Source organism: Mycobacterium sp. shizuoka-1, assembly GCF_002723835.1.
In the GTDB taxonomy this organism is placed as follows: Bacteria; Actinomycetota; Actinomycetes; order Mycobacteriales; family Mycobacteriaceae; genus Mycobacterium.
Map to the genome: position 1 here is coordinate 58,931 of NZ_BEWG01000061.1, position 12,062 is coordinate 70,992.

The 12,062-nt window shown below is 68.3% G+C and carries 12 protein-coding genes and 1 pseudogene; 10 read left to right on the top strand and 3 right to left on the bottom strand.

Going from position 1 to position 12,062, the window contains the following annotated elements; genetic code table 11:
• Nucleotides 1-5: 5 nt before the first annotated feature.
• Nucleotides 6-872, top strand: coding sequence for a DMT family transporter (locus tag MSZK_RS18125; protein WP_099250154.1), 867 nt, complete (start codon nt 6-8; stop codon nt 870-872).
• Between the two features lie 4 nt (nt 873-876).
• Here the strand turns inward: MSZK_RS18125 and MSZK_RS18130 are convergent, their stop codons facing one another.
• On the bottom strand, nt 877-2,340 hold the full coding sequence (locus MSZK_RS18130) for an MFS transporter (RefSeq protein ID WP_233211377.1): 1,464 nt from the start codon (nt 2,338-2,340) through the stop codon (nt 877-879).
• Nucleotides 2,341-2,435: 95 nt separating this feature from the next.
• Between MSZK_RS18130 and MSZK_RS18135 the strand changes: the two genes are divergently transcribed.
• Entirely contained in the window at nt 2,436-3,248 is an 813-nt protein-coding gene (locus MSZK_RS18135) for an acyl-CoA thioesterase domain-containing protein (protein WP_099250075.1), read from the top strand.
• Nucleotide 3,249: 1 nt separating this feature from the next.
• Here MSZK_RS18135 and MSZK_RS18140 read toward each other — a convergent pair whose 3' ends face one another.
• Nucleotides 3,250-4,401 (bottom strand): P1 family peptidase, encoded by a 1,152-nt coding sequence (locus MSZK_RS18140; RefSeq protein ID WP_099250076.1) that lies wholly within the window; start codon nt 4,399-4,401, stop codon nt 3,250-3,252.
• Between the two features lie 158 nt (nt 4,402-4,559).
• Here MSZK_RS18140 and MSZK_RS18145 point away from each other — a divergent pair.
• From MSZK_RS18145 to MSZK_RS18170, 6 genes and pseudogenes are all read left to right on the top strand, one after another.
• Nucleotides 4,560-5,210, top strand: a pseudogene (locus MSZK_RS18145) (dienelactone hydrolase family protein); the annotation flags it as partial.
• A 289-nt stretch (nt 5,211-5,499) separates the two neighbouring features.
• Complete coding sequence (locus tag MSZK_RS18150; protein WP_099250077.1) at nt 5,500-6,348, top strand: sulfurtransferase; 849 nt, start codon at nt 5,500-5,502, stop codon at nt 6,346-6,348.
• Nucleotides 6,349-6,350: 2 nt separating this feature from the next.
• The gene (locus MSZK_RS18155) at nt 6,351-6,584 is read left to right on the top strand and encodes a hypothetical protein (protein WP_099250078.1); all 234 of its coding nucleotides are present in this window, start codon (nt 6,351-6,353) and stop codon (nt 6,582-6,584) included.
• Nucleotides 6,581-7,351: a potassium channel family protein gene (locus MSZK_RS18160; RefSeq protein ID WP_099250079.1), complete on the top strand. Its 771-nt coding sequence runs from the start codon at nt 6,581-6,583 to the stop codon at nt 7,349-7,351. Before MSZK_RS18155 ends, MSZK_RS18160 begins: the two co-directional genes overlap by 4 nt.
• Nucleotides 7,348-8,547 carry a thiolase family protein gene (locus MSZK_RS18165; protein ID WP_099250080.1) on the top strand — a complete coding sequence of 400 codons (1,200 nt, stop codon included), beginning with the start codon at nt 7,348-7,350 and terminating at the stop codon, nt 8,545-8,547. Before MSZK_RS18160 ends, MSZK_RS18165 begins: the two co-directional genes overlap by 4 nt.
• Entirely contained in the window at nt 8,544-8,987 is a 444-nt protein-coding gene (locus MSZK_RS18170; protein WP_099250081.1) for a Zn-ribbon domain-containing OB-fold protein, read from the top strand. Before MSZK_RS18165 ends, MSZK_RS18170 begins: the two co-directional genes overlap by 4 nt.
• 38 nt (nt 8,988-9,025) lie before the next feature.
• Here the strand turns inward: MSZK_RS18170 and MSZK_RS18175 are convergent, their stop codons facing one another.
• A complete protein-coding gene (locus tag MSZK_RS18175; RefSeq protein WP_233211378.1) occupies nt 9,026-9,289 on the bottom strand; it encodes a long chain fatty acid-CoA synthetase Faa4p in 264 nt (87 codons plus the stop codon).
• A 95-nt stretch (nt 9,290-9,384) separates the two neighbouring features.
• Between MSZK_RS18175 and MSZK_RS18180 the strand changes: the two genes are divergently transcribed.
• Nucleotides 9,385-9,768, top strand: a complete 384-nt coding sequence (locus MSZK_RS18180; protein WP_099250083.1) for a DUF1801 domain-containing protein — start codon at nt 9,385-9,387, stop codon at nt 9,766-9,768.
• 995 nt (nt 9,769-10,763) lie between these two features.
• Entirely contained in the window at nt 10,764-12,062 is a 1,299-nt protein-coding gene (locus MSZK_RS18185) for a patatin-like phospholipase family protein (protein WP_233211379.1), read from the top strand.

Genomic DNA, 12,062 nt, shown 5'->3' on the forward strand with positions numbered 1-12,062 from the left:
CCCCCATGGCCACGCATCCGGCACGGCTGGGGGTCGCACTCGCGGTCTCGGCGATGGTGTGTGTGCAGCTCGGTCTGGCCGTCGCGGTGGGGCTGATCGACCGGATCGGAGCCGAAGGCGCGGCCTGGCTGCGGCTGGCCTGGGCGGGCGTGCTGTTCGCGGTGGTGGTGCGCCCACGGCGGGCGTCGTTCACCCGTGCCACGTTCGGCATCTGTGTGCTGCTCGGCGTGGTCACGGCCCTGACCACCACGGTGTTCATGGCGGCCTTGGCCCGCATCCCATTGGGCACCGCCAGCGCGCTGGAGTTCCTCGGCCCGTTGGGTGTGGCGGTGGTCAGCGGATCGGGCCGCGGCCGCTGGATGTGGCCCGCGCCGGCCGCGGTCGGTGTGGTGGCGCTGACCCGGCCATGGCAGGGCGGCATCGACGCGGCCGGCGTGGGGTTCGCGCTGGCCGCCGCCGCCTGCTGGGCGGCCTACATCCTGCTCACCCAGCGGGTCGGCGACCGCGTCAGCGGGCTACAGGGACTGGCGGTGTCGATGCCGGTCGCCGCCCTGGTCGCCACGGCCGCCGTCGGTCCGATCGTGGTGCCGCGGATGACCCCGGAGGTGATCCTGATCGGTTTCGGCCTGGCGTTGCTGCTGCCGATGGCACCGTTCGTCCTCGAGCTGCTGGCCTTGCGCCGGCTCACCACCGCGACGTTCGGGACGCTGATGAGTCTGGAACCCGCGTTGGCGCTGCTGATCGGCTTCCTCGTGCTGCACCAGGTGCCCGGGCCGATGGCGATCGCCGGGGTCGGTCTGGTCGTCGTCGCCGGAATCGGTGCCGCGCGCAGCGGCGCCCGGGAGGCGCGGGCGCCGGTCCAGCCCGGCTGACCCGTCAGCCCCATTCGTGATTCATCGCCCGGGTCCGGGTGACGTCGTCGATCGATTCGAGCGGCCGCAGCCGCGGGCGGGTGACGGCGATCAGCACCATCGCGGCCGCGGCCGTGCCCGCGCCGAGCGCGAAGATGATCGTGAAGCTGCTCTCCGGGGTGTGGCCGTGCGCCGACCGGCCCAGCAGCACGGCGACGATCGCCGCAGCGATCGAGCTGCCGATGGTGCGGGCGATGGCGTTCATGCTGGTCGCGACCCCGGTTTCGTCGGCGGCCACTTCGCGCACCACCAGCGCCGGCAGCGCGCCGTAGGCCAGGCTGATGTAGGCGTTGGTCAGCACGCCCGCCGCGATCACCTGCCACGGCTGATCGTGGAGGGCGGCCAGCAGGACGAAGCCGAGCACCCCGGCGGCGGCGCCCACCACCAGGACGGCCCGGGCGCCGAACCGGTCGATGTAGCGTCCGCTGAGCACCGCGGTCAGAAAGCCCGCGACCGCGCCGGGCAGCAGGAACAGCACGCTGGCGCCCAGCACCGTCGCGCCGAACCCGTAGCCACTGCCCAGCGGTGCCTGCACGAAGTCGGTCAGGCCCAGGAACGCGAAGTACAGACCCATCCCGACCAGGACGGTCGCCAGATTGGTCAGCAGGATCGGCCGCCGTGACAGCATCGTCGTCGACACCAGCGGGTGGCGGCACCGGCGTTCCCACCACCACCAGGCGCCCAGCACGACCACGCCGGCGGCCGCGCACCCCAGTGTGCGCGCCGATCCCCACCCCCAGCCGTGGCCCTGGGTGATCGCCAGCAGGAGCGCCGACAGACCCAGCGCGAGCCCCGCCGCGCCGGCCCAGTCGACAGAGCCTTCGGCTGTGCGTGGCCGGGTCGGTACGACCAGCAGCACCGCGATGATCACCAGCGCAGTGAACGCGGTGGTCAACCAGAACACCCGGTGGTAGCCGGCGTCGCCGCGCATCAGCAGACCCGTGACGACCAGCCCCATGCCGCCGCCGAACCCCAACGATCCGGACAGCACGGCCATCGCGCGCATCAGCCGGTCGGCCGGCAGCTCCTCGCGCAGGATGGACACACCGATGGGATACAGCGCGTAGGACGCGCCCTGCAGCACTCGCGCCACGATCAGCAGCGGCAGCGACGCGGTCAGAGCGGCCAGCAGCGAGCCACCGAGCACGACGATGAGGACGGCCAGCAGCACCCGCTTCTTGCTGTACAGGTCGGCTAGCCGGCCGATCAGCGGCGTGGTGGCCGCGGCGGCGAGCAGGTTGGCCGTCACCGCCCAGCTGACGTCGACGGGGGAGACGTGCAGCTGGCGGGCCATCACCCCTAGCACCGGCACGACCCCGGTCTGCAGGACTGCGACGGTCAGGGCGACGACGCTCAGGGTGGCGACCAGCAGTCCCGGCCGGTGATAGCCTTCGCCGGTCTGAGTTCGGGTCGCCTCGAGATCCGACACGTGACCTCCGTCTGTGATGGGTGACCCGACCCGTTGATTATGTCGTCTAAACATCCGGCTGCGGGCACCGGAGTCCGCTGTGCGAGGATGCCCGGATGGCCACCCGACCGGCGCATTTCCTCGCCGACCCCGACGGCATGTTCCATCCGACCGAGAACGCGCGCAGCCGCTGGGGCGACGACATGCTCAACGGGCCGGCCGTGGTCAGCCTGGCCGCCTGGAACCTGGAGCAGCGTTTCGGGATGCCCGGGTTTCTGCCCGGGCGGCTCACGGTCGACCTGTTCAAGGCGGCGCGCCGGGTGCCGACGACGGTCCGCTGCCGGCTGGTCCGCGACGGACACCGCATCCGCACCTCCGAGTGCGACGTCATCCAGGGCGAGGTGATCGTCGCGCGGTCCACTCTGGTGCAGTACCGCCTTTCCGAACCGCCGCCTGGCCAGGAGTGGGTGGGCGCGGCCGCCTTCACCCCGCCGTCCGGTGGCGAGGCGCACGGGTTCTTCATCGGCAGCGACGACGTCGGCTGGAGTGCCAGCGGGCAGGCGCACCAGAACACCTCGCGCAAGCGGGTCTATCACAGTCCGATCGATGTGGTCGCCGGCCACGACATCACCCCGTTCGTGCGCACCGTCGTCGTCGCCGAGGCCACCAGCCTGGTCACCAACCTCGGCACCAGGGGCATCGGGTACATCAACGGCGACCTCACCGTGGCGTTGTCCCGACTTCCGCAGTCGGAACACATTGGTGTGCAAGGTGATTCGCATTGGGTTTGCGACGGGATCTCGGTCGGCACCGGGACGCTGTTCGACGACGCGGGCCCGTTCGGCACCGGATTGGTCACCGCGATCGCCAACCCGGCGGCGCAGATCGACTTCAGCAAGCCCGATGCGATGCCGACGTTGAGTGTCTGAGTCAGAGCAGGGCGCGCAGCTGGTCGTGGGGTAGCGCGGGGGAGCGGTGCCCGTCGCGGCCCACCATGTCGGCGTTCACCACGAGCGCATTGAGCACGGCTTCCTCGACGCTGTGCACGACGGCGCTGTAGAACTCGTCCATCCGCCCCCAGGGCAGGAACGTCAGCCGGCCGAAATCGTCGTCGCCGGCCGCGCCGATGGGAAAGCGGCTGCCCAGATCCGCCGCCTCGGCGGTGGAGAAGGCCAGGAAGATGTCCCCGGAGAAGTGGCTGCCGGTGGTGCCCGTGCGGGCCAGGCCCAGCGGCACCCGGCGGGCGAGCGCCTTGCACTGGCCGGGCAGCAGCGGCGCATCGGTGGCGATCACCACGATCACCGATCCCGCACCGGGTGGCGGACGGTTCAGGTCGCGCTCGAACCAGTCGCCGTCCAGCGGGTTGTCGACCGCCAGCTGCCCGCCGATGTGGCGGCCGGCGACGGTGAGTTCGTGGCGCGCACCGAAATTGGCCTGTACGAAGGCGCCGACGGTGAAGGTGTGGCTGCCGTAGCGCACCAGGCGCGAGGCGCTGCCGTTGCCGCCCTTGAACTCATAGCAGTTCATCCCGGTTCCGCCGCCGACCGACCCTTCGGGCACCGGGCCGCCGCGGGCATTGTCCAGCGCGGCCTCGGCATGTTCGGGCCGCACGTGGCCGCCGTTGATGTCGTTGAGGTAGCCGTCCCAGGTTTCCGCGCAGACCGGCAACAGCCATTGCCGGGCCAGCACCGGATCAACCCGGTTGACCCACGCGATCACCCCGGTGTGGCAGGCGCCCACCGCGTGCGTATTGGACAGCAGCACAGGCAGATTGAACGCACCTGACTCTTCGATCCAGGTGGTTCCGGTCATCTCGCCGTTGCCGTTGAGCGAATGCCAGCCGGCCGCGCAGGGCTGTCCGAGTCCGCCTCGGCCGCGGGGCAGGATCGCGGTGACGCCGGTTCGCACCGGTCCGGCCCCCACCGTCATCGGCCCGTCACCGGACACCAGCGTGGTGACGCCGACCTCGATGCCGGGCACGTCGGTGATCGCGTTCAACGGCCCGGGTTCGCCGGGAATACAGATGCCGAGCCCGCGAGCACGGGGTCGGCCGTCGGCGGTGAATGCCGCTGGGGACGTCATCCGGCCGACCCTACCGTCGTGTGGCTCGGGCGGCCCGGCTCAGACCGCGGGAATCCAGGGCCATTCGGCCCTGCCGACGACGGGCCATCAACTCCAGAGATCCGGTCTCACCCGACGTAATCTTCGACCCAGGGAGGTGTGGCATGGCCCGACGACTCGTGCGTGACGACGAGGTTCGCGTCCCCGTCGACGATGTCGTGGTTTCCGGACATCTGACCGTGCCGGAGGTGCCGCGAGGCATCGTGGTGTTCGCACACGGCAGCGGAAGCAGCAGGCACAGTCCCCGAAACCGTTATGTCGCCGACGTCCTGGTGTCGGCCGGGCTGGCGACGCTGCTGTTCGATCTGCTCACCCCGGCCGAGGAATCGGACCGTGCCAACGTGTTCGACATCGAACTGCTGGCCCGGCGTCTGATCGGCGTGACGGTATGGCTGCGGTCTCAACCCGACACCGCCGAATTGCCCGTCGGCTATTTCGGGGCGAGTACCGGAGGCGGTGCGGCGCTGCGCGCCGCTGCCGATTCGCAGGTCGACGTCGCTGCCGTGGTGTCCCGCGGCGGTAGGCCCGATCTGGCCGGAGCCTGGCTCAGGCGCGTGGATGCGCCGACTCTGCTCATTGTCGGAGGGCGGGACGAGGCCGTCCTCGAGCTCAACCGGCAGGCCGCCGCGGCGATACCAGCGGAGTGCACGATTGCCGTAGTGCCCGGCGCGACTCATCTTTTCGAAGAGCCCGGCGCGCTGGAGCAGGTCGCTGAGCTGGCCAAAGACTGGTTCATCGACCATGCGACGTCGATCGCTGTGAAACCCTAGCCAGAATCACGAACGCCGGGGAAGGCGTCAACAACCTTCCCCAGCGCCGTCTGCCGCTCGCACCACACCCCCCAGTAGTGGTACGAGCCACCAAACAATCCCGACACCCCCGGCGGGACCCGTGACTCGACTGACGTCTGCCATCAAGTTAAGGGGCAACCGTCAGGTGGTGCACGCGTAGTGCACTACTCGATTTCAGGCTGTTCTCAGGTTTGGTACCTATAACAGCACTCGCCCGCGGGCCGGGGCATGATCATCGGTGGCCCGCCGAGCAACGAACGGAGATCCCATGACAGCGCGCGCGGACGTGTTGACGACGGCAGAGGCGCTGCTCAGCCGCGTGGCCGCGGGCCAGCCGGTGACGCTGCTGGACGTGCGGTGGACATTGAGCCGGCCGGATGGCCGCGACGACTACCTGAAGGGGCACCTTCCCGGCGCGGTGTACGTGTCGTTGGACGACGACTTGTCCGATCACGCGGTATCCGGGCGGGGCCGACACCCGCTGCCGTCAGGATCCGCTGTTCAGCAGGCCGCGCGGCGGTGGGGAGTCCGAGACGGCGTCCCGGTGGTGGTCTATGACGACTGGAACCGAGCCGGGTCGGCGCGGGCCTGGTGGGTGCTCAGGGCGGCCGGGATTGCCGATGTGCGGATCCTCGACGGCGGCCTGGCGGCGTGGAAGGCGGCCGGTGGCGTCCTCGAAACCGGCCAGGTCGATCCGATCCCCGGCGACGTCACCGTGGCACACGACGACCTGTACGCGGGCGCGCTGCCCACCTTGACCGCCGACGACGTTGAGAGTCGACCGCTGCTGGACGCCCGTGCTCCGGAACGCTTCCGCGGCGACGTGGAGCCGGTGGACGCGGTGGCCGGCCACATCCCGGGCGCCCGAAACCTGCCCAGCACGGTGCTTCTCGGCGGGGATGACACCTTTGTGGCCGGTGCCGCGGTCGACCGGCTGCTGCGCGAGCGGGGGATCGGGGCCGGCGAGCTGGTCGGGGTCTACTGCGGCTCGGGAATCACCGCGGCGGTCGCCGTCGCGGCGTTGGCCGCCGCCGGCCGCGACGCGGCCCTGTTTCCGGGTTCCTGGTCGCAGTGGAGCTCGGACCCGGACCGTCCGGTGGCCCGCGGCGAGCAGTGACGATGCAGACCTTTCGGCTCTACCTGAAGATTCAGGCGATGTGTCTGGTGTTCGGCATCGTCGGCCCGATCTTCCTGGCGGTGTACTTCGCCACCCAGCCCGATCCGACCGTGCGGTGGATGTACTACTGGGGGCTGGTGATCACCGCGATCGACGTGCTGATCGCGCTGGGCCTCACCGACCAGACGCTGCGCGCCCGTCAGGTGGCCGGCGACGAGCGGAGTACGTCGTCGTGACCGCCGTTGCGCACCGCAGCCCGGCGCCGACGTCTGAAACGCGGGTGCAGCGCTGGCAACGATTGGCCGAGTGGCCGCTGGCGGCGTGTGCCGCGGTGTTTCTGGTGTTGTTTTCGGTCAAGGTACTGGCTCAACCACAGGGCGTGAACCGCACCATCATCCACGGGATGCTGTTCGTGCTCTACCTGCCCTTCCTGATCGACTACCTTGCCCGCTTGCTCTTGGCGCAACACCGTGCCCGGTGGTTCTTCCGCCATCTGCTCGATCTGGTGGTCGTCGTGGTGCCGGTGATGGGTCCGCTGCTTCTGCTGCGCCTGGTTGCCTTGGTCGCGGCGCTGCAACGGGCTGTCGGCGACGCGATCCGGGGCCGGGTGGTCGTGTACACCGCGTTCAGCGCGGTGTTGTTGGTGTACTCGGCGTCGCTGGCGGTGCTGCAGGTGGAGCGGCCCGCACCGGGAGCCAACATCACCAACTTCGGTGACGCCGTGTGGTGGTCGGTCGCCACGATCACCACCGTCGGATACGGCGACCTCTATCCCGTCACCGTGTTGGGCCGGGTCGTCGCCGCACTGCTCATGATCGGCGGGATCAGTCTGGTCGGTGCGATCACCGCGACGATCGCCAGTTGGATCGTGCAGCGGGTGGCGGCGGTAGACAATGCCCAGCAGGCCGCGACGGTGGCGCACATCGAAAGCTTGCAGGCCGAGGTTTCTCGGCTGGCGGACTTGGTTTCGGCCCGTCAGAACACGGAGGGCCGGTCAACGTGACCGAGCGCGGTCCCTTCGACGGCAAGGCCGTGCTCACGGGTGCGGGTAAGTCCCAGGTCGGACGGCGGCTGGGGCGCACCGGACTGGAGCTGACCATCGAGGCCGTGCTCAGGGCCATCGCCGACGCCGGGCTGGATGTCGACGACGTCGACGGCATCGCCAGCTACCCGGGCGCGGTCGCCGGCAACCCGGGTTTCTCGGGCGCCACCGTCAGCGAGGTCCGCACCGCGCTGGGATTGCGCAGCCGCTGGTACATGTCGGGGCTGGAAACCGCAGGCCAGATCGGGCCGGTGATCGAGGCCTGCATGGCCGTCACGCTCGGGCTGGCCAACCATGTGGTGGTGTACCGGTCGGTGTGGGAGTCGACGGCGGCCCAGCAGGCCGGCGGCGGCCACGCGTCGGTGTTGTTCGGTGGCGGTGGGACGCTGCCGCCTCAGATGGAGTGGACCGCGCCGTTCGGTGCGCTGTCAGCGGCCAACTGGCTGGCGATGCCCGCCCAGCGCTACATGCACGACTTTGGGCTCACCCGTGAACAACTCGGGGCCGTCGCGCTGAATGCACGGCGCAATGCGGGGCTCAATCCCGACGCGGTCTACCGGGATCCCATGACGATGGCGGACTATCTGGACGCGCGGATGATCTCCGAACCGTTGTGCTTGTTCGACTGCGACGTGCCGTGCGACGGGGCCACCGCGGTCATCGTGTCGCGCCGGGATGCCGCCGGCGGCCTGCCCCGTCATCCCCTGACGGTCGAGTCGGTCGGCCCCGGGATGTTCGAAAGGCCAACCTGGGAACAACGTTTCGACCTCACCACGATGGCGGCGCACGATTCGGCGGCCACCTTGTGGGAGAACACCCGGTTGCAACCTGGTGACGTGGACATGGCGCAGCTGTACGACGGCTTCAGCTTCCTGACGGTGATGTGGTTGGAGGCGTTGGGTTTCTGCGAGCACGGCAGGGTCGGTGAATTCATCGAGGGTGGTGAGCGGATCGCGCTCGACGGGCCACTACCGCTGAACACCAGTGGTGGTCAGCTGTCGGGCGGTCGCCTGCACGGGATGGGCTTCCTGCACGAAGCCTGCATCCAGTTGTGGGGAGAGGGCGGTGAGCGTCAGGCGCCGTGCACTCCCGAGATCGTCGCCGTCGGCGTGGGCGGGGGCCCGGTCGCCGGGTCGATGTTGGTGAGCAGCCGATGACCTATCAACGGCCGGATCTGCGGCTGGCGCCCAGTCCGACACCCGAATCGCAGGCGTTCTGGACCGGCGGGCGCGACGGGCATTTGCTGATCGCGCGCTGCCAGAGCTGCGGATATTTCTTTCACCCGCCGGCCCCGGCATGCTGGCGTTGCCGCAGTACCGATGTTTCCCCCGAACCCGTGTCCGGCCGGGCGACGGTCGCCGCGTTCACCGTGGACCGGCAGCCCTGGATCCCGGGTTTCGAGCCGCCGTACATCGTCGCGATCGTCGAACTCGCCGAACAGCCCGACGTGCGACTGATCACCAACGTCGTGGATGTCGAGCCCGAGCAGATGAGTATCGGGCTGGAGGTGGAGGTGTTCTTCGAGGCCTGGACAGCGCTATCCGGTGCCGAAGAAACCCGGGTATGGATACCGTTGTTCCGGCCCGTAACCCGCTGACGGGCCGGGTTCAACCGTTGTCGGACAACGGGATTGGATCAGTCGCGAACCCAGACCGAGATGTAGCCGATGGGAATGCCGGTGCGGGTGGCGATGCACTCGCGGGCAGCCAGTTCGACCTTGTCGCGGCTGGTCGCTTCGGTGGCGTCGTTGATCTCCGGAATCCGGATGAGCCACCGGTTGCTCTCGAATCGGAGGTCGATCTCGAAGCACTGACCGGCCATCGGCCGAAGGACCTGGTGGGTGCGAAGACCCCGTTGCGGACGAGTGGAGAAGCCGCGAGTTCTGTAATGAGTACGCATCTTCATGCTTTCCGAAACGATTCTGGGCCGCGGGAAAAGATACTCCCTGTGACCCGGAATACAAAATCGCGGTGATCTGTGGCCATGATGGGGATATGGCTCATGACGACATGACCGCCGCAGAGCGGATCGACGCCCGCATCGCCGAGCTCGACGACTGGCGTGGCGAGACATTGGCCCAGCTCCGCGCCGTGATCAAGCGCGCCGACCCCGAGGTGGTCGAAGAGTGGAAATGGCGCGGGGTACCGGTGTGGTCGCATGCCGGCATGATCTGCACGGGCGAGACGTACAAGAACGCGGTCAAGATGACGTTCGCCAAGGGCGCGTCGCTGGCCGATCCGTCGGGATTGTTCAATTCGAGCCTGGATGGGAACACCCGCCGGGCCATCGATTTCCACGAGGGCGATCTGATCGACGAAGACGCGCTGATCGCGCTCATTCATGCAGCGGTGGAATTGAACCTGTCGTCGCGCGGATAGGCGTACCGCCAGGACTCTGCGCCGACGGTGGACGTCGTCGGAAGGGTCAGTTGCGCGAACTCGGGGGACAGATGGCCGGTTGCAGACCTAGCGAGTTGGCCATGGCGTTCTGGTTCTGACACGCATTCACCCCAGAGTCCGGTGGTGTGCTCGCGCCCTGCGTCCCCGGGCACGGGGTGGGTTGCAGGCCGATGGAGATGGGCATGGCGCTTTGGTTTTGGCAGGCGGTGGATCCGGAGTCCGGTGGGGTGTTCGGCCCCTGACTGGCCCGGCAGGTGGTGGCCGGCAGGCCCAGTGAATTGGCCATCGCGCTCTGGTTCTGGCAGGCATTGATGCCGGAGTCTCTCGGGGTGCTCCCCGCCGGAGGGTTCTCCGATTGATCTTTGTCCGCTGAGCTTGCGCCCTGGCTGTCGTCGGCCGAATTGTCCGCGTCTTGATTGTTGTCTGCCGTCGGACTTGGGCTCGGGCTCGGGCTTGGACTCGGGCTGGTCGTGGGGCAGGGCGGGGGGTTGTATCCACCTTGCTGGAAACAAGCGGCGACGGCGGTGCCGGTCGGCGGGGCGGCATGGACGATTCCGTACCAGATCACGCAGGCAGCGATCGTCAACACAGCTGCACAGCGGTCCCAAATATGCTGTCGCGTCACTGATGTGGGCAACTATCGGGTGCTGTCGCCGAGCGCCCGGTTGCGACGCACACTGAATCTCCACACCCCGTCGCCGCGGCGGGGCGGTGGCACTTGATCGCCGTGATGCACGTCGATGTCGATGGCCTCGGTCTGGGTATGAGGGCCATGGGACAAGGCGGCTGCTCCTTTCGGCCGGACCAGATACCCCTGGAAGGTAGTCGATCGGCTGCTTATTCGCGCCGCTTGGCGCGCGAGCAGGTGGAGATTCGGAGGCGCTCAGTTCGTTGCTGCCCGGTCGGTAGCCTCGGCCACCGAGCCGGCGCGGCGACATGGGGGAGTCGGCCGAGGGTGCGTCCTTCGACCTGACATGACTCTCGGTGATTCGGTCGATTCGAGTAACGCGCTACTCGTTCTATGTGAGCATAGAGTCCATAGGCTCACTCCCAGTCTGAGAACGCGGGGAGAAGCAATGACAGACCCCCAACCTGATAATCCGGCCGACGTGCTCAGCCCAGTACGCCGGATTCCCGGCGACGAGAACAGACAGCCCGAACGGGGTCTGGCGCTGTGTCTTTCCGGTGGCGGCTACCGGGCCATGATTTTTCACCTCGGCGTCTTGTGGCGGCTCAATGAGCTCGGACTGTTGCCCGATATCAAACGCTTTTCCTCCGTGTCGGGCGGTTCCATAACGGCCGGTGTACTGGCGATGAACTGGGAGAAGCTTGGATTCGATGGCGGCAAGGTCGCGTCGAACTTCGTCGATGCCGTCGTCGCGCCGCTCAGGCGCATGGCGGGCACGCGCATCGACATTCCCGCATTGGTCACCGGTGTGCTGCTGCCGGGTGCCTCGGTGGCCGACCGCGTCGCCGACGCGTATCGCCGTAACCTCTTCGGTCACACGACGTTGCAGGACCTTCCGGATGACCCGCACGGGCCGCCGCGGTTCATCTTCAACTCGACGAGCCTGGAAACGGGTGTCCTGCTGCGGTTCAGCAAGCCCTATCTCGCCGACTACAAAGTGGGACGCATCCTCAATCCCGGACTCGATCTGGCCGTCGCCGTCGCGGCTTCGTCGGCGTTCCCGCCAATCCTCTCGCCGTGCACGCTCGACCTGAAGGGCCAGCGGTGGATCCGGGAACCCGGTAACGACGAAGCTCTCGACCGGCCGGAGTATCGCGACGAGATCACGGTCACCGACGGCGGTGTGTATGACAACCTCGGCCTGGAGACGGCGTGGAAGAACTTCACCGACATCGTGGTCAGTGACGGTGGTGGCCAACTCGCCGAGGAGTCCGATCCGCGTAGCGACTGGGTACGCCAGACCTATCGGGTGCTCACGATCATCGACAGTCAGGTTCGCGCACTGCGCAAGCGCCAGATCATCGGATCGATAATCGCCACGGTCCGCAAGGGCATGTACGTCGGCATCAGAAGCCGCATACCGCAGGAGTTTCCGCAAGCCGTGCTACCGGCCCGCCCCGAGAAAACGCGCCCTCTCGCCGAGATCTCCACGCGGCTGGATGCATTGAGCGGCCCCGAGCAAGAGGGGCTCATCAACTGGGGCTACGTGGTCTGTGACGCCGGGCTGCGCTCACATTATCTACGCGCCCAACTGCGCGGTGAGCCGGCCACGCCGCTGCCATATCCCGAACTCCCGCTCGGATGA